This is a genomic window from Betaproteobacteria bacterium, from assembly GCA_016713305.1.
Classification (GTDB): Bacteria; Pseudomonadota; Gammaproteobacteria; order Burkholderiales.
The window spans coordinates 295,366-312,449 of record JADJPK010000005.1 but is presented as its reverse complement, the minus strand read 5'-3'; the positions used below and the strand labels follow the sequence as shown (position 1 = coordinate 312,449).

Here is a 17,084-nt window from a genome sequence, read left to right as displayed (position 1 = left end):
TTCTGCTTGGGCTCGCGCGCCCCCCCCGGATGCGCGGATGCGGGGGGGTCCCTCACGCCTTGACAGGCTCGCGTTCTCTGAGGGCAAGGGGCGAAATGTTAACCCCAAGGCCCGGGGGCTTCAACCGGGCGAGAGCGCGGTCTTGCCGATGACTCAAGAGTTTTGATGTGAGCCGGCAGGCATGGCCGGCGTGGCAGCACCATGAAAGTGCATCCGGTCCGCATCGAGGCCGTCACTGCATCCGGCCGGATCTTCCCGCTGGACCGCGGGCGAGATGGCTCCTCGTGCGGCAGCGCCACCGGTCGTGCAGACCCTCGTACTTCGAACCCCGTACTGCCCTGGCGCTCCCATCCGCCGGACGGGCCCAGGAATGCAGGGCAGCCCAGGTCTTGGGCCTTCCCTAGATCGATTCGATGGCAAAGAGCCGCCGGTGCTCCGCGATGGCGTACCGGTCGGTCATGCCGGCAATGTAGTCGGCGATGGCTCGCATTCCGTCGGATTCGGCCCGCCGCTGGAATTCTGGAGGAAGAAGCCGGGTGTCCGCCGCGAACGCGGCGAACAGTTCGGTAACGATGCGCTTGGACTTGGCCGCCATGCGCGCAACGCGGTAGTGCTGGTACAGGTGCTTGCGCAGAAACACCTTGAGTTCCTGCTGCTCGTCCCGGATCGCGGCGCTGAACCCGATGAGAGGCGGGGCCGCGCGAACGTCGTCGATGGTTGCCGGCGCGGCGGCGGCTATGGCGGCGCGGCTCTGGGAGGTGAGATCGGACACAAGAGTGTTGATCATGCGGCGGATCGTCTCGTGAACCCGCCGCCGGTCCTGGAGATCCGGATAGCGGAGGGTGACCTCGTCCATGTGCCTGCGGAAGATGCCGACGCCGGACAGGGTCTCGAGGTCCAGCAGGCCGGAGCGCAGCCCGTCGTCCACATCGTGATTGTTGTACGCCAGCTCGTCGGCGATGTTGGCGAGCTGGGCTTCCAGGCCGGGCTGGCGCTTCTTGAGAAACCGCTCGCCGACGTCGCCCAGTTGCGCCGCATTCTTGATCGAACAGTGCTTGAGGACTCCCTCGCGCGTCTCGAAGGTCAGATTGAGCCCGTCGAACTCGGCGTAGCGAGTCTCCAGATAGTCCACCGTCCGCAACGACTGAAGGTTGTGCTCGAATCCCCCGTGATCCCGCATGCACTCGTTCAGCGCGTCCTGCCCCGCATGGCCGAACGGTGTGTGGCCGAGGTCGTGCGCCAGGGACACCGCCTCCACGAGGTCCTCGTTCAGGCCGAGATTGCGTGCGACCGAGCGCGCGATCTGGGCGACCTCGATGGAATGGGTGAGCCGGGTGCGGAACAGATCCCCTTCATGGTTCACGAAGACCTGGGTCTTGTATTCGAGACGGCGGAATGCGGTGGAGTGAACGATGCGGTCGCGGTCGCGCTGATACTCGCCGCGTCCCGCCGCAGGCGCTTCGGCGACGCGCCGCCCCCTGGAGACGTCGGGGCGCGCTGCGTAGGGAGCCAGATCAGCCATTCGCGGCGCGGGCGGAGAGCACCCGCGCGAGCACGTCGGGGGGCACGGACCCATCCACATAGGCGTCCCCCAGAGCACGCAGAAGCACGAATCGCAGCTTCCCGCCCTCCACCTTCTTGTCGTGCCCCATGAGATCGAGCCATTGTGCGAGCGGAAGTCCCGGCGCGTTGACCGGCAGCCTCGCCCGCTCGAGAATCGCCTCGATGCGGGCGACCTCCCGCTCCGGCAAGTGGCCCAGTTCACGGGAAGCGCGGGCGGCCAGCACCATTCCGGCAGCGACCGCCTCACCATGCAGCCAGGTTCCGAACCCGAGTGCCGCCTCGATGGCGTGCCCGAACGTGTGCCCGAGATTGAGCAGGGCCCGCCGCCCGGTCTCGCGTTCATCCTCCTCGACGATGTCGGCCTTGTTCCGGCAGCATCGCTCGATGGCATGCGCGAGGGCGGCACGGTCGCGCCGCAGCAACGGGTCGATGTTGGCTTCGAGCCAGGCGAAGAAAGCCGCATCCCCGAGCACACCATACTTGATGACTTCAGCCAGCCCCGCCGAGAGTTCCCGGTCGGGCAGCGTGTCGAGAGTTCCGATGTCCGCCAGTACCGCCGTCGGTTGGTAGAACGCCCCTATCATGTTCTTGCCGAGGGGATGATTGATGCCGGTCTTGCCGCCGACCGAGGAGTCCACCTGCGAAAGCAGCGTCGTGGGCACCTGCAGAAAGGGCACCCCCCGGAGAAAGGTGGCCGCAGCAAAACCGGTGAGATCGCCGATGACACCGCCACCCAACGCAATGAGCGTCGTCTTGCGTTCGCAGCGTGCAGCTAGCAGAGCATTGAAGATCTCGTTCAGCGTGTCCCAGGTCTTGAACGCTTCGCCATCCTTCACCACGATGGGAAGCACGACCACACCGGCTGCCTGAAGGGCACCGGTGAACTGCTCGAGATAGATCGGCGCGATCGTGTCGTTCGTCACGACGGCCACGCGCTTCTGCGGCAGGTGGGGAAGAACGAGTTCGGGCTTGGCAAGCAGGCCAGCCCCGATGTGAATGGGGTAGGCCCGGTCGCCCAGCCCGACAACGGTCGTCAGCACCCTGGCTGCTCCTGTGTGACTTCGAGTTTCCGCACCAGGGCGGATTCCAGCCGGTTGACCAGCGTCCGGAGACTCTGGCTCCCAGTGTCCATGATGAGATGCGCCACTTCCCGGTAGAGGGGGTCCCGGATGGCCATGAGTTCGGCGAGCCTGCCGCGGGGGTCTGCGGTTTGAAGCAGAGGACGGTTCCTGTCGCGCCGGGTGCGGTTCCACAGTTCATCCACGCTGGCGCGAAGATAGACGACCGATCCGCGCTCGTGGAGCGCCCTGCGGTTGGACGGGTTCAGCACCGCTCCGCCGCCCGTCGCGAGAACGATCCCGTCGAGTTGCGTGAGCTCATCGATCATCGCCGCCTCGCGCTGGCGAAAACCGGCCTCTCCTTCGATCTCGAAGATGACCGGGATCTTCACGCCCGTGCGCGCTTCGATCTCGTGATCCGAGTCGAGGAACTGCTTGCCAAGGCGCTTCGCGATCAATCGGCCCACGGAAGTCTTGCCGGCCCCCATCAGTCCGACGAGAAACACGTTGCCGGGGACGGCCGCGGCGGGCTGCAGGCGTCTGAAGGGGGAGGTGGTCATCCAGCGATTCTACTTGGTTCCACCCTTGCCACCCGAGCGCCTGCGCCACAGTCGCGCTCCAGAAAAGCGAAAACCCCGGGGACTTGCCCCCGGGGTTTTCGCCGGCGATCCTGGCCCGCAGTCTAGCGGACGGTGAGATTGTCCTTGAGGATGCGCGGCGTCACGAACACCAGCAACTCGCGGCGATCGTTGAAACGGCGCTCGTTCCGGAACAGGAAGCCGAGAATGGGAATATCGCCCAGGAGCGGGATCTTGCTGACCTGGGAGGTCTCGTCCTGTGTGTAGATGCCGCCGATCCCCACCGTGCCGCCGTTCTCCACCAGGACCTCAGTGGTGACCTGCTTGGTGTCGATGGCCGGGCCGGCATTGGTGGTCACGCCGATGCTGTCCTTGTGGACATCCAGCCGCATGATCACGTTGTCGTCGGGCGTGATCTGCGGCTTCACCTTGAGCGACAGCGTCGCCTTGCGGAAGCTGATGCTTGTCGCACCCGACGCCGTGGCCGTCTGATACGGAATTTCCGTCCCCTGCTCGATGTTCGCCTCGATGTTGTCGGCGGTGATCACGCGCGGGCTGGAAATGAGCTTGCCGCGTGCATCGAGCTGGAGGGCGGAAAGTTCGAGGTTAAGGAAGCGGGTCTGGCTGGGGTTGAAGAGTGTGAACGTGAAGGCGCCAGGCGTTCCGCTCGCGGCGCCCAGGCCCGGAGCTGGCAGGTTCACGGCAAGGGAATCGGGGAAGAAGCTCCCGGCATAGTCTTCCGCCTGCCCGGTCTGGACACCGACGCTTCGGACGTTGCCGCCGATGAACATCCTGGCGCGATCGCCTCCGAAGGGCTGGAATCCCGAACCGTTGGTGGTGATCGTGCCCAGCCTGGCACCGAGAGAACGTCCGAACGTGTCGGTTGCCTCGACGATGCGCGCTTCGATCATGACCTGACGCACGGCAATGTCGATCTTCTTGATGAGGGCGGCAATCTCCTCGAGCTTTCCGGGTGTGTCCTGGACGAACAGCGTGTTGGTCCGAGGATCGATCACGGCGCTGCCACGCTTGGAGAGCAGGCGCTGGTTCTGGTCCGAAACGATCTTCTGGAAGGACTCCGCCTTCATGTAGTTCAGCTGAAAGCTCTCGGTCCTCGTCGGTTCCAGTTCCTGGATCTGCTGCTGCGCCTCCAGGGCAAGCTTCTCCTTGGTGGCCAGCTCATCGCGCGGTGCGATCCACACCACGTTTCCGTTCTTGCGCATGTCCAGGCCCTTGGCCTGGAGGATGATGTCCAGTGCCTGGTCCCACGGAACATCCTTCAGCCGCAGGGTGAGGTTGCCACCCACGGTGTCGCTCGTGATGATGTTGAGGCCGGTGAAGTCTGCGATCACCTGCAGCACGGCACGTACTTCGATGTTCTGGAAGTTGAGCGACAGCTTGTCACCCGTGTACCCGCGGCCCGAGGCGGCACCGATCTTGGTGGGATCCTCGACGATGGTCTTCACTTCCACGATCAAGCGGTTGTCCGTCTGGTAGGCGGAATGCTCCCAGTTGCCCTTGGGCGAGATGATCAGCCTCGCATTGCCACCCTGCTTGGATGCCTCGACGATCTCCACCGGGGTGGCGAAGTCCGTCACGTCCAACCGGCGCTGCAGGTTGGACGGAATTTCAGCCTGGATGAAATCGATGACGATCGACTTGCCTTGGCGGCGAATGTCGATGCCGGTCGTGCTGTCGGCCATCTCGACGACGACCTGACCTTCGCCTGCCTTGCCGCGCCTGAAGTCGATGTTCAGAAGCGAGTGCTGTACGTTGTTGCGCCCCTGGGCGAAATGCGTCGATTCGTTGGCGGACGCGGCGGCGGGGCCTCCTCCGGCCTGAAGCGAGATCACGAAGGTCTTGCCGTCCATCTGGGTCTCGTACTTGACGGGCCGGGTCAGGTTCAGCACGACACGCGTACGCCCGCCGGATTGCCCGAGACGGACCGAACGGAGTTCCGTGTTTCCCACTTCCTGCGTGCTCTTCCCGAGGCCGTTTGCGGTTCCGGGGAAATCGAACGCAATGCGCGGAGGATTGTTCACGGTGAAGGCGACCGGCGGATTGGCGAGCGCGTCACGCGTCTTCACCTTCACTACGACGCGACCGCCCTGCCCGGAAAGAACGTCGATGGCTTCGATCGAATTCATGCCCGGTTCAGGGGCATCCTTCGCCGCCATGCCGCTGTTGGCATAAAGCAGGAGAGCCGCTGCTGCGGCAAGGAATCGGCTCAGTGCCATCCACGAGGTCCTCATTGCTTCGACTCCTCTTCATCAAGCAGCTGCAGGCTGCTCGTGCGCTCCGACCATACGCCGGACGTGTCCTGGAATACTTCCTTCAACGTGACCGACGTCTCGGTGATCATCGTGACGATTCCGAAGTTCTGGCCGAGGTAGTTGCCTATCTTGATCTGATACAAGTTGTTTTCCGGCGTCTTGACGAGGGCGAACATCTTCTTGCTCTTGTCCTGCAGCGTGCCGACCATCTTCAGGCTCTCGAGCGGGTAAGCTTCCAGCGCTTCCTTGCGACGCAGATCGCTGGCCTGCGAGGGGCGCTCTCCTGCGTTCTTGTCCGCATTCTCGGGCTTGCGCGGCTTGAACGGATCCTGCAGATCGAACGCTTCGTAGGCAAAGGGCTCGTAGGGCTTCACCTCCGGCAGCGGATCGACGCGTCCCCGAAGATTGTTGCCGGAATCGTTCACGAACTGCCGCAGGTCCTGGTATTCCTCGGTGCCGCATCCGGCGAGGACGAACACCAGCGCCGACAAGGGCCAAAGACGCATCATGGCTTGGCTCCCGGCTTGTCCTTCTTCTTCTGGGCGGCCACCTCGGATTCATCGAGATAGCGATAGGTCTTGGCGGTCGCGTCCATCGCGATCTCGCCGTTGTCCACCGACAGGGCGATGTCGTTCAAGGTGACGATCCGGGAAAGCTGCGAGACGTCGCTCGCGAACGAACCGATGTCGTGATAGGCGCCGGTCACGCGGATCGTGATGGGAAGCTCGGCATAGAACTCCGACATCGTTTCCTGGGGCGCCGGACGGAATAGCGTGAACTGCAGCCCCGGCCGAGACCCGCCTGGTTGATGTCGGTGAGCAGCGCTTCCATCTCCGACTTGTTGGGAAGCTGCTTCAGCATCGCGCCAAACGATTGCTCGATGTCCGAGAGCTGTTTGCGATAGAGATCCAGGTTGATCGCCTGCGTCTTGCGCTCGAGAAACTTCTGCCGGAGGTCCTGTTCCTTCTGGCGCTCGGCCTCGAGAGTGTCCGCTTGCGCGCGCCAGTCGAACCAGAAGCCGAGGAAGATGATGGCCAGAAGCAGTATGACCAGGGCGCCGAGCTTCGGGAGCACCGGCCAGTTGCCGATGTCCTTGAAGTTGAGCCGCTGCAGATCGTCGAGTGTCATGTTGGCTAACCCTTCGGCGCTTTCTTGCCTGCCGGCGCGGCAACGGCTTCCGGCGGCTTTTCCCGGGTGAGGTTCACGTTGAGGCTGAATTCATTCTGCAGCTGCTTGTCCACCGTGACCGCCTTGATCTCGATGAGCCCCGGGCTTTCCAACCAGGGCGACGCTTCGAAGTTGCGCATGAGCGTCGAAACTCGCGCATTCGATGTTGCATATCCGGTGACGGTGACTTTGGGCCCGATCTGCTTGACGGCCTTCAGATGCACGCCGTCGGGGATCTGCCGCACGAGCTGGTCGAGCAGACGCACGGTTTCCGAACGGTTGGACTGCAGGGACTCGACGACTTTCTTGCGCTCGAGCAGCGCCTGCGTCTGTTCCTTGAGCTTCTTGATTTCCTCGATCTGCCTATCCAGGACCGCGATCTCGCCGTCCAGGAACTGATTGCGCCCCATCTGGTAATCGATCTGGTTCGCGAAATAGGTGTGCACCGCGAACACGATCACCACCCCCAGGCCGAGGGTGAGGGCGCCCATGATCGCGAAGCGCTTGCGCTGCTCCTTCCGCCGCTCCTCTCGGTGCGGTAGTAGGTTGATTGGGATCACGGATCGAATCTCCGCATGGCGAGACCGCAGGCGACCAGCAACGAGGGGGCGTCCATGGAAAGCTGACGCTCCTTGATGCGCGACGACTTGTCCATGGCACTGAACGGATCGGCGACGAACGTGTTCACGCCGGTGCGCCGCGAGACGACCGAGTCGAGCCCGGGAATCGTGGAGCACCCCCCGGCCAGAACGATGTGGTGGACCTGGTTGTACTGCGTCGACGTGAAGAAGAACTGCAGCGCCCGCGTGACCTCGAGTGCCAGCGTGTCCATGAACGGCCGCAGTACGTCGGTCTCGTAGTTCTCGGGCAATCCACCGTTGCGCTTGGCGTTCTCCGCCTCCTCGGCCGACAGCGCGAACACGCGCTGGATCTCCTGGGTCAGCTGATTGCCGCCGAACGGCTGCTCGCGGAAGTACACCGACTGTCGATTGCGCAGGACGTTGATGTTCATCATCGTCGCGCCCACATCGACGAGGGCGATCGTCTGATCGACACCGCCTTCGGGCAACTGCGATTCGATGAGTTCGAAGGCCGTCTGAGCCGCAAAGGAGTCGATGTCCATGACGACGGCCTTCAGGCCCTGGGACTCCGCGACCGCGACCCGGTCTTCGACCTTTTCCTTGCGGGAAGCTGCGATGAGCACCTCGACTTCTTCAGGATTGGTCATCGAAGGCCCGAGGATCTGGAAGTCCAGATTGACCTCCTCGAGAGCGAAGGGAATGTACTGGTTCGCCTCCGTCTCCACCTGCATCTCGAGGTCTTCTTCGCTCTGTCCGGCCGGCACCACGATCTTCTTCGTGATCACGGCAGCGGACGGCAGCGCCATCGAGAGATTCTTTATCATGGAGTTGAGCCGCTTCCAGCCGCGCTTGAGGGCTTCGCCGACCTCCTCCAGATTCATGATGTTGCCGTCCACGACCGCATCTTTCGGCAGCGGCTCGATGGCATAGCGCTCCAGTCGCACGCGACCCTTCCCTGCGGGCACCAGTTCCACCAGCTTCACGGAAGAGGAACTGATGTCCACTCCGATCAATGGCGGGGTCTTGGGCTTCATCAGTTCCGTGAGGAACTGGGACACGGCCGAGAAATCAATTTTTCCCTTGAGCATGGGCGAGTTACGCCAATTTGCGCCTAATTCACATTAGATACGAGTCGCAACTACAAATCAAGCTTGAGAAATCAAGACACGGCACCGGCTTGACCGCAGAGGCCCTTATAATCCTGCTTCCGCCCCGGAAATTGCTTCCAGCCGAGGCGCCCAAGCAAAAAATCGGCCCATGCTGCTTCGCTGGTGGTTCTTCCCGTTCTTCCTGATCATGTCCATGGCCGTGGCGGCCGCGCTGCTCCTCGGCTATGCCACCGTCGTGGCCTACCCGAGCCTGCCCTCCCTCGAGGTGCTCACCGACTACCGGCCCAAGATCCCCCTCCAGGTCTTCAGCCACGAGGGGGAACTCATCGGCGAGTTCGGCGAGGAACGGCGGGCGCTCGTCTCCATCGCCGATGTGCCCAAGACCATGGTGCAAGCCATCATCGCTGCTGAAGACGAACGCTTCTACGAGCATGGCGGCGTCGACTACATCGGCGTCGCACGGGCGGCCTTGTCGAATTTCATGCATGGCGGCGCTCGCCAGGGCGCCAGCACGATCACCATGCAAGTCGCGCGCAACTTCTTCCTGACGAAGGAAAAGACCTTCACGCGCAAGTTCAACGAAGCACTTCTGGCGTTCAAGATCGAGCACAACCTCTCCAAGGACCAGATTCTTCAGCTCTACATCAACCAGATCTTTCTCGGACAACGGGCCTACGGGTTCGCGGCCGCCGCACAGACCTATTTCGGCAAACCTCTGGCGAGACTTAACGTTTCCGAACAGGCGATGCTTGCCGGCCTGCCGAAAGCGCCGTCCACATTCAACCCCGTGGCCAATCCCTCGCGGGCCAAGACACGGCAGGAATACGTGCTCAAGCGGATGCTGGCCCTCGGATATATCGACGAAGAAACGCATCGAACGGCCGTCGATGCGCCGGTCGAAGTCCGTCGGGAAGGTCAGTCGTATGCCACCCGCGCGGACTATCTGACGGAAATGGTTCGCCAGACCGTGTATGACCAGTTCAAGGAAGACGCCTACACCTCGGGACTGCGGGTTCACACGACGATATCCCGTCAGCATCAGGACGCTGCCTATGCCGCGGTGCGCAGAGGCGTGCTCGACTACGACCGGCGGCACGGTTACCGGGGTGCGGAGGGATACATGGAGATCCCGTCAGGCGCCACCGACGAATCGATCGAGGAACTGTTCGGTGACGAGAGCAGTTCGGACGGGATCTATCCGGCCCTCGTGCTGCAGCTGAACCGGGAGGGAATGGTCCTGTTCGCCAAGGGCATCGGGCGCGTCAGCGTGGCAGGTGAAGGATTGCGGTTCGCGCAGCGCATGCTCGGAGACAAGGCGCCAGCCGAAAGGCGACTGCGTCGCGGTGCTCTGGTGCGCGTGACCAAGGATGACGATGGCCGTTGGCAGGTCGTCCAATTGCCGCTGGTTGAAGCGGCGCTGGTTGCCGTGGATTCGAACTCCGGTGCAATCCGTGCGCTGGTGGGAGGCTTCGATTTCGGCCGCAACCAGTTCAACCATGTCACCCAGGCCTATCGGCAGCCGGGATCCAGCTTCAAGCCTTTTGTCTATTCGGCCGCACTGGAGAAGGGGTTCACTCCGGCGACCATCATCAACGACGCCCCCCTCAGCTTCGACGCCACGGAGACGGGTTCGGCGGTCTGGGAGCCGAAGAACTTCGACGGCGAGTTCGACGGGCCAATCACCATGCGAACGGCGCTCACGCAATCCAAGAACATGGTCTCCATCCGCATCCTTCAGGCAATCGGACCTCAATATGCCCAGGACTATGCGGCTCGCTTCGGTTTCGAGCGAAAGCTGATTCCCCCCTATCTCACCATGGCGCTCGGCGCGGGATCGGTCACGCCGCTCCAGATGGCGGCCGGGTATGCGACGTTCGCGAACGGCGGGTTCCTGGTCTCGCCCTACTACATCGATCGAGTCACCGACGGGAAGGGCAAGGTCATCCAGAAGTCCAGGCCCGCCCGGGCAGGAGATGCGGCGCCTCGAATCATCGATGCCCGGAACGCCTTTCTCATGACCAGCATGATGCAGGATGTGGTGAGGGGGGGGACGGCAGCCCGTGCCATGAAGCTGGGGCGCACGGACCTTGCCGGCAAGACGGGGACGACCAACGACCAGAGGGATGCCTGGTTTGCCGGCTTCAATCCGAAACTCGTCGCCATCGCGTGGGTCGGGTACGACAACCCCAAATCCCTCGGCTCCAGCGAAACCGGTGCCGCGGCCGCGCTGCCCATCTGGATGTCGTACATGGAAACGTCCCTGAAGGGTCTTCCCGACGAACCCGCCGTGGCGCCCGAGGGGGTCGTGGCGGCCCAGGTCAACCCGCACACGGGGTTGCGCGACGACCGGGGGACGGATTCGGTCCCGGAGTACTTTTTCCAGGAGAATCTGCCCCCGGACGACGATGCCGCAACACAGCCTTCCGAAAAGCGGCGCGGCAAGCACGACGAGGTCGACGACCAACTCTATTGATACGCGACATCCTTCACCATGCCACGCGACTCCCACAATCAACGGCAAATGCGGATGCGAATAGCGCAGGCTGCAGCCCGCCTGATGGCGGAGGACGGAATCGATGACTATGGCCTGGCCAAGCGGAAGGCAGCCCGGCAGACTGGCGCCCCCGACACGCGGAATTTGCCAGACAACGAGGAGATAGAGCAGGCACTCAAGGAGTATCAGCAGCTCTATCAGGCAGGGGAGCAGGCAGAACGGCTGGAAGAACTCCGGGTCGCCGCGCTGCGGACAATGCGGCGCCTGGCGGCATTCGACCCTCATCTCGTCGGGCCGGTCCTGTCCGGCAGCGCGGGGCGGTATTCGGACATCGATCTGCATCTATTCACCGATGACCCGAAGGAACTCGAGATGTTCCTGATCAACAACCGGATCGTCTTCAAGCCGAGGGAGGGCCGATTCACTGTGGCCGGCGAGACCCGAGTGGTACCGGTTTACGAGCTTTCCTCCGACGACGAGGCGGGTACGCGACTCACGGTGTTCTCGCGTAGAGACAGCCGGCATTCGATTCGTTCATCGCAAGACAGCCGCCCCATAGAACGAGTCCGGGCCCCGTGGCTCGAGCAGACTCTGTCTCCAAATGCAGACAGGACCGCGCCTTAACTTAATGGTCTCGCTGCCGAAATCCCCTTGGTTGTCTTTCCGCTGCGGGAGACGGCCTTAGCAGACATGGAATCCACTACGCCAGACAAGAAGCTCGTCCCCGAGGAAGACGAATCCCGGTTTCTGATCCACTCCCGGGTGGAAATCGGCTTCATTCTCCGCGGCGCGATGATGGCCGGAGATCGTGACGGCCCACTTCAATGCCGGCAGGGAATCGTTCGTGACGGCCTGCTCGCCGTGGACCTCCAGAACGGAATTTGCGTGGTGGACGCAGCCAAGGACGACGGGCTCAACCGAAGACTCGCCAGTTCCGATCGCATCGCCTTCGTAAGCCGGCACGACAAGATCAAGATCCGTTGGGAAGTGGATCGCAGCAAGCTCGCCGAATTCGAGGGCAGGCCCGCCCTGTACATTCCCCTTCCCCCCAGGCTCCTCAAGTTTCAGCGGCGAGAGTTCTTCAGAGCAGAAACTCCGGTTCTGCGCCCGGTGAAGTGCACCATTCCCGTCGAGAACCAGAAGCCGGTGGTGGTGCCGTTGTTCGATATCAGCCTTGGGGGCGTGGGACTGACGGGATTTCCGGAATCAGTCCCGGTCGAAGTGGGTACCGAGTTCGCCGGCTGCACCATCACTCTGCCGGAACTGGGCGTGCTGTCCGTCACCTTGCAGGTGCGAAACGTGGTCGATATCCCGTTGCGAGACCAGAGGGTCACCCGCCGCGTCGGTTGCATGTTCGTCAATGTCCCGCCCGGCACCGACACCGTGATTCAGCGTTACATCATCCGGCTCGAGCGGGAGCGCAAGTCCAAACTGGGATGACACCGGCCGCTTGCGGCTTCAGACTCCGCCCGCCTCCATCCAGGCGGCCGCCTCCAGCGCGAAGTAGGTAAGCACCGCGTCGGCTCCCGCCCGCTTGAACGAGAGAAGGCTCTCGATCACGCATTTCTTCTAGTCGATCCAGCCGTTGCCACCGGCCGCCTTGAGCATCGCGTATTCGCCGCTCACTTGATAGACCATCGTCGGCGCCCCGTAGGCGTCCTTCACCCTGCGGACGATGTCGAGGTAGGGCATGCCGGGCTTGATCATGACCATGTCCGCACCCTCCTGCAGATCCAACCCGACTTCCCACAGCGCCTCGTCCGAGTTGGCGGGATCCATCTGATAGGTGTACTTGTTGCCACCACCCAGATTGCCTGCCGAGCCGACGGCGTCGCGGAACGGCCCGTAGAAGCTGGAGGCGTACTTCGCGGAATAGGCCATTATTCGAACCATCTGGTGGCCCGCGGAGTCGAGATGATTCCGGATGGCCCCTATCCGGCCATCCATCATGTCCGAGGGTGCCACGATATCCACACCCGCCGCGGCATGGCATTCCGCCTGCCGGACCAGCACCTCGATGGTCTCGTCGTTCATGACATACCCGGATGCGTCCAGCAGTCCATCCTGCCCGTGACTCGTATAGGGATCCAGAGCGACGTCAGTGATGACACCCAACTCCGGGAAACGGTTCTTGAGCGCCGCCACGGTCCGCGGGACAAGTCCATCGGAGTGATACGCCTCTTCTGCAAGAGGCGATTTTCGCGACGCATCCACGACAGGAAAGAGAGCGATCGCCGGAATCCGCAGCCGGACGCAGCGCTCCGCGACGGGAAGCAGACGGTCGACGGTCATGCGTTCCACCCCCGGCATCGATCCGACAGGCTCGACCCGATTCTGTCCCTCGATCACGAACACGGGGTAGATGAGATCGCTGGCCGTCAGGGTGGTTTCGCGTACCAGACGGCGAGAGAAGTCATGACGACGATTGCGGCGCATGCGTCTGGTGGGAAATGAGCTCAAAGGCAGGGACATCTGCGAATCCTCGAATGGTTCGGTAGCGAATGCCGGACGTCTCTACACGGAGACGCCCGCAACTCCATTAGTCTGCGGCGGAACTAATTTCATGGCCGACGTACAAAAGACCAGACGGTGACGTCTCCCGCTTCTCCTCCCTGAGCGGGTGCCTGATCAAAGGCTTGCCCCCGGACCGGTTCCGGGGGTTTCTTTTTATGGAAGGGGCATGGCAGCCAGCCACCGCCCGATGATGGCCCGCGCTTCTTCGACCCCCCCCAGATTCAGACTCGAGAACAGCTGTACCGACACGAGATCATGAGTCTCGAGCTCCCGTTTGACCTCCCCAACTGCCGGGCGGCCTGCTGCCGACTCAGCTTGTCGGCCTTGGTCAGCAGAATATGCACCGGCCGGCCAGCGGGCAAGAACCAATCGAGGAGTTGACGATCCAGCGGTGTCAGGGGATGCCGGACGTCCATGATCGCGACGAGACCCGCGAGGTTGGGTCGAGTCTGCAGGTAGGTGCCGATCAGGTGACCCCACCGCTTTCGCTCGGCCTCAGGCACCTTTGCATACCCGTATCCCGGAAGATCGACCAGATAGCGGCCTCCCGGCAGCACGAAGAAATTGATCATCTGCGTCCGTCCCGGCGTCTTGCTGACGAACGCAAGCCGATTGTGTCCGACCAGTGCGTTGATCGCGCTGGATTTGCCGGCATTGGAACGGCCCGCGAACGCTACCTCGGGCCCGAACGGCGAAGGCAATTGCGCCAGATCGTGGGCGCTGGCTGAATACGAGGCATGCGCCAGAGGATTGACAGTGTCGTGCCGAGCTTCGGTCACAGGGCAAATCCGCTAAAATTTCGGGTTGTTCGATAATCCGACCGTTTCTTGGCTGCCCCGGCGGCAATGCATGGCCGCCGGTACGACCGAATACGCCTTACTTCGAGGACTCCATGACCCGCACCCGTATCGCCGTTTGTCTTGCCACGACGACCCTGTTGGTAGCCGTAAGCGCCCATGCCGCCGCGAAGGGAGATTCGGCGAAGGGCCAGGCGGCCGCCGCAGCGTGCGCCGCCTGTCACGGGCCGGATGGCAACAGCATGATTCCGACCAATCCGAGCCTCGCGCAGCAGCACCCCGAGTACATCGCCAAGCAGCTCGCGGAATTCAAGAGCGGCACCCGGGCCAATCCGATCATGGCAGGGATGGCCGCCATGCTCACCCCGGAATCGATGAATGACGTGGGCGCATTCTTCGGCCAGCAGAAGCTCCGTCATGCCGGGACCCGCGACAAGGATCTCGCGGCGAAGGGCCAGAAGCTCTATCGGGGCGGCGATACTGCCCGCGGCATCCCCGCGTGCTCCGGATGCCACTCGCCATCCGGAGCCGGAATTCCGGCCCAGTATCCTCGCCTCGGGGGCCAGCATCAGGAATACACGGCCGCACAACTGAAGGCCTTCCGTGCCGGCGAGCGAGCCAACGACGCGAATTCCATGATGCGTGCCATCGCGGCCAAGCTCAGCGATGCGGAAATCTCCGCCCTTTCCGAGTACGTGGCCGGCCTGAAGTAGAGCGTGGCGGTCACGCGGCGAGCGCGGAAAAAGCCTCGCCCGCCGCGACGATCGTCAAGCCCAGTTCTTCTTCGCCATGGGCGGACGACACGAAGCCCGCTTCGAAGGCGGACGGGGCAAGATAGATCCCACGATCGAGCATGAGGTGGAAGAACCGGTTGAACTTCTCCCGATCCGCCGTCATCACCTCTGCAAACGTCGCCGGGGGGTTCGCACGGAAGAACAAGCCGAACATTCCGCCCACACAATCGCCCGAGAACTCCACCCCGTTCTTCCTGGCCTCATCGACAAGGCCGGACACGAGTCTCGATGTCGCGTCGGAAAGCCGATCGAAGAAACCCGGTGCCTGGACCAGCTTGAGCGTGGCAAGTCCCGCGGCGACGGCCACCGGATTGCCCGACAGCGTCCCCGCCTGGTAAACCGGCCCGAGCGGGGCGAGACGCTCCATGATCTCGCGACGGCCACCGAACGCGCCCAGTGGCATGCCACCGCCGACCACCTTGCCCAGGGTCGTCAGATCCGGGGTGATGCCGAAGAGCCCCTGCGCGCCGCGGGGGCCCACACGAAAGCCGGTCATCACCTCGTCGAAGATCAATACCGCACCGTGATGCGCCGTCAGGTCGCGTAGCGCGCGAAGAAAGTCCTCGGAAGGGCGCACCAGGTTCATGTTGCCCACGACGGGTTCGAGAATGACGGCCGCGATATCCTTCCCCTGGGCAGCGAAGGCGCTCTCGAGAGCCTCCACGTCGTTGTAGTCCAGGACCAGGGTGTGACGAGTCGTGTCGGCCGGTACGCCGGCCGAACTCGGCTGGCCGAATGTCAGCGCTCCCGATCCCGCCTTCACGAGCAGCGCGTCGGCATGCCCGTGATAGCAGCCTTCGAACTTGACGATCACGTTGCGGCCGGTGAACCCGCGCGCAAGGCGGATGGCCGACATCGTCGCTTCCGTGCCCGAACTCACCAGACGCACCATCTCCATGGAGGGAAGCAGCGTCGTGAGCAGTTCGGCCATCTCCAGTTCCTTCTCCGTCGGAGCGCCGAAGGAGAGACTCGATGCGGCAGCCGTCTGGACAGCCTGAACCACCTCGGGATGAGCGTGCCCGACGATCATCGGCCCCCAGGAACCGACGTAGTCGACGTACTTGCGCCCGTCGGCATCCCAAAGCCAGGCACCTTCGCCGCGAACGAAGAAGCGTGGAACGCCACCCACGGAGCGAAACGCGCGGACGGGAGAATTCACTCCACCCGGGATGACTTTCTGTGACCGGGCGAAAAGGGATTCATTGCGGGAAGTCATGGAACCTCGATGAACGGTTGCGTGGCACGAAACAATGACGAGAACAGTTCCGCCCTGGCACGGATGTCTTGCGCGTCGAACAGGTCGGAGATGACGGCCACCGCATCGGCGCCCTCCTCGATCAACAGGGCCGCATTGTGCACGGTGATGCCGCCGATCGCGACTCGCGGAAGCGCGATGCGGTCACGTGCTGCGCTCAGCAGGGACACCGGGGGACGGACGGCGTGGGGCTTCACCGCGGAAGGAAAGAAACTGCCGAACGCCACGTAATCGGCCCCTTCGTGAAAGGCTCGCCCCGCACGCTCGAGATCGTCGTAGCAGGAGACACCTATCATGGACGTCCCTCCGAGGACAGCGCGTGCTGCCGCCACCGAACCGTCGTCCCGCCCTAGATGAACGCCATCGGCATGCACCTCGGCCGCGAGGGTGGGGTCATCGTTGACGATGAGCGGAACGCCCCGCGGGCGGCAGATCTCCCGAATCGCCGCCGCTTCCTTTCTACGCTCGGAAATCGCGATCGCCTTGCGCCGGTACTGCAGAACGGATGCCCCCCCTTCGACAGCCGCCTCGACCCCGTCTAGCAGGCGCTGGCTATCCCATGAATCGGGTGTGATGGCGTACAAACCATGAATCATCGGCAGGGTTCCGTTGCGTGCCCTGAAGCGGGCAGACTCTTCGCTCGAAACGCACACGCCGCCTTTGGCGAATGGACGTTTGAACGTACAATTTCCATTTTATCCAATGCCGAGCGCGCGATGTCTTCCACCACAGAATACAAGACCTTCATGTGCCTCATTTGCGGCTTCATCTACGACGAAGCCGCGGGCCTACCCGAAGAGGGCATCCCCGCCGGAACCCGCTGGGACGACGTGCCGATGAACTGGGTGTGTCCCGAATGCGGAGCACGCAAGGAAGATTTCGAGATGGTTCAGATCTGAGG

Annotated in this window: 14 protein-coding genes and 3 pseudogenes; 5 read left to right on the top strand and 12 right to left on the bottom strand. The window is 63.0% G+C overall.

All coding sequences use genetic code 11. The features are described from left to right. Positions 1–400: 400 nt before the first annotated feature. From IPK20_06395 to IPK20_06360, 8 genes and pseudogenes are all read right to left on the bottom strand, one after another. Positions 401–1,522 carry a deoxyguanosinetriphosphate triphosphohydrolase gene (locus IPK20_06395; protein MBK8016377.1) on the bottom strand — a complete coding sequence of 374 codons (1,122 nt, stop codon included), beginning with the start codon at positions 1,520–1,522 and terminating at the stop codon, positions 401–403. Next, positions 1,515–2,603, bottom strand: a complete 1,089-nt coding sequence (gene aroB / locus IPK20_06390) for a 3-dehydroquinate synthase (protein ID MBK8016376.1) — start codon at positions 2,601–2,603, stop codon at positions 1,515–1,517. The genes IPK20_06395 and aroB overlap by 8 nt, the downstream gene beginning before the upstream one ends. Next, entirely contained in the window at positions 2,597–3,181 is a 585-nt protein-coding gene (locus IPK20_06385; GenBank protein MBK8016375.1) for a shikimate kinase, read from the bottom strand. The genes aroB and IPK20_06385 overlap by 7 nt, the downstream gene beginning before the upstream one ends. Before the next feature lie 122 nt (positions 3,182–3,303). Beyond that, positions 3,304–5,436 carry a type IV pilus secretin PilQ gene (locus IPK20_06380; protein MBK8016374.1) on the bottom strand — a complete coding sequence of 711 codons (2,133 nt, stop codon included), beginning with the start codon at positions 5,434–5,436 and terminating at the stop codon, positions 3,304–3,306. Between the two features lie 11 nt (positions 5,437–5,447). After that, entirely contained in the window at positions 5,448–5,978 is a 531-nt protein-coding gene (locus IPK20_06375) for a pilus assembly protein PilP (protein MBK8016373.1), read from the bottom strand. Then, positions 5,978–6,600: pseudogene (locus IPK20_06370) on the bottom strand (type 4a pilus biogenesis protein PilO). Before IPK20_06370 ends, IPK20_06375 begins: the two are co-directional and overlap by 1 nt. Before the next feature lie 5 nt (positions 6,601–6,605). Beyond that, positions 6,606–7,199 carry a PilN domain-containing protein gene (locus tag IPK20_06365; GenBank protein ID MBK8016372.1) on the bottom strand — a complete coding sequence of 198 codons (594 nt, stop codon included), beginning with the start codon at positions 7,197–7,199 and terminating at the stop codon, positions 6,606–6,608. Then, a complete protein-coding gene (locus IPK20_06360) occupies positions 7,196–8,254 on the bottom strand; it encodes a pilus assembly protein PilM (protein MBK8016371.1) in 1,059 nt (352 codons plus the stop codon). Before IPK20_06360 ends, IPK20_06365 begins: the two co-directional genes overlap by 4 nt. 223 nt (positions 8,255–8,477) lie before the next feature. On the opposite strand from IPK20_06360, the gene IPK20_06355 reads away from it, so the two are divergent. From IPK20_06355 to IPK20_06345, 3 genes are all read left to right on the top strand, one after another. Continuing rightward, the gene (locus tag IPK20_06355; protein ID MBK8016370.1) at positions 8,478–10,802 is read left to right on the top strand and encodes a penicillin-binding protein 1A; all 2,325 of its coding nucleotides are present in this window, start codon (positions 8,478–8,480) and stop codon (positions 10,800–10,802) included. Positions 10,803–10,856: 54 nt separating this feature from the next. After that, complete coding sequence (locus tag IPK20_06350; protein MBK8016369.1) at positions 10,857–11,447, top strand: hypothetical protein; 591 nt, start codon at positions 10,857–10,859, stop codon at positions 11,445–11,447. A 66-nt stretch (positions 11,448–11,513) separates the two neighbouring features. After that, on the top strand, positions 11,514–12,263 hold the full coding sequence (locus tag IPK20_06345; protein MBK8016368.1) for a flagellar brake protein: 750 nt from the start codon (positions 11,514–11,516) through the stop codon (positions 12,261–12,263). A gap of 18 nt (positions 12,264–12,281) precedes the next feature. Here the strand turns inward: IPK20_06345 and hemB are convergent. Next, positions 12,282–13,295, bottom strand: a pseudogene (hemB, locus tag IPK20_06340) (porphobilinogen synthase). A gap of 195 nt (positions 13,296–13,490) precedes the next feature. Next, positions 13,491–14,083: pseudogene (locus tag IPK20_06335) on the bottom strand (YihA family ribosome biogenesis GTP-binding protein). A 146-nt stretch (positions 14,084–14,229) separates the two neighbouring features. Here IPK20_06335 and IPK20_06330 point away from each other — a divergent pair. Next, positions 14,230–14,847 carry a c-type cytochrome gene (locus tag IPK20_06330; GenBank protein ID MBK8016367.1) on the top strand — a complete coding sequence of 206 codons (618 nt, stop codon included), beginning with the start codon at positions 14,230–14,232 and terminating at the stop codon, positions 14,845–14,847. A gap of 10 nt (positions 14,848–14,857) precedes the next feature. Here the strand turns inward: IPK20_06330 and hemL are convergent, their stop codons facing one another. Beyond that, positions 14,858–16,144, bottom strand: a complete 1,287-nt coding sequence (gene hemL, locus IPK20_06325; protein ID MBK8016366.1) for a glutamate-1-semialdehyde 2,1-aminomutase — start codon at positions 16,142–16,144, stop codon at positions 14,858–14,860. After that, positions 16,141–16,779 (bottom strand): thiamine phosphate synthase, encoded by a 639-nt coding sequence (locus tag IPK20_06320; protein ID MBK8016365.1) that lies wholly within the window; start codon positions 16,777–16,779, stop codon positions 16,141–16,143. Before IPK20_06320 ends, hemL begins: the two co-directional genes overlap by 4 nt. A gap of 120 nt (positions 16,780–16,899) precedes the next feature. Here IPK20_06320 and IPK20_06315 point away from each other — a divergent pair, with 120 nt between their 5' ends. After that, on the top strand, positions 16,900–17,082 hold the full coding sequence (locus tag IPK20_06315) for a rubredoxin (protein ID MBK8016364.1): 183 nt from the start codon (positions 16,900–16,902) through the stop codon (positions 17,080–17,082). Positions 17,083–17,084 lie beyond the last annotated feature (2 nt).

Bases quoted from the DNA above. Each gene is read 5' to 3' on its own strand.
- IPK20_06395 (MBK8016377.1), bottom strand. From the start codon at position 1,522: ATGGCTGATCTGGCTCCCTACGCAGCGCGCCCCGACGTCTCCAGGGGG.
- IPK20_06385 (MBK8016375.1), bottom strand. From the start codon at position 3,181: ATGACCACCTCCCCCTTCAGACGCCTGCAGCCCGCCGCGGCCGTCCCC.
- IPK20_06380 (MBK8016374.1), bottom strand. From the start codon at position 5,436: ATGGCACTGAGCCGATTCCTTGCCGCAGCAGCGGCTCTCCTGCTTTAT.
- IPK20_06375 (MBK8016373.1), bottom strand. From the start codon at position 5,978: ATGCGTCTTTGGCCCTTGTCGGCGCTGGTGTTCGTCCTCGCCGGATGC.
- IPK20_06360 (MBK8016371.1), bottom strand. From the start codon at position 8,254: ATGAAGCCCAAGACCCCGCCATTGATCGGAGTGGACATCAGTTCCTCT.
- IPK20_06355 (MBK8016370.1), top strand. From the start codon at position 8,478: ATGCTGCTTCGCTGGTGGTTCTTCCCGTTCTTCCTGATCATGTCCATG.
- IPK20_06350 (MBK8016369.1), top strand. From the start codon at position 10,857: ATGCGAATAGCGCAGGCTGCAGCCCGCCTGATGGCGGAGGACGGAATC.
- IPK20_06345 (MBK8016368.1), top strand. From the start codon at position 11,514: ATGGAATCCACTACGCCAGACAAGAAGCTCGTCCCCGAGGAAGACGAA.
- IPK20_06330 (MBK8016367.1), top strand. From the start codon at position 14,230: ATGACCCGCACCCGTATCGCCGTTTGTCTTGCCACGACGACCCTGTTG.
- hemL (MBK8016366.1), bottom strand. From the start codon at position 16,144: ATGACTTCCCGCAATGAATCCCTTTTCGCCCGGTCACAGAAAGTCATC.
- IPK20_06320 (MBK8016365.1), bottom strand. From the start codon at position 16,779: ATGATTCATGGTTTGTACGCCATCACACCCGATTCATGGGATAGCCAG.
- IPK20_06315 (MBK8016364.1), top strand. From the start codon at position 16,900: ATGTCTTCCACCACAGAATACAAGACCTTCATGTGCCTCATTTGCGGC.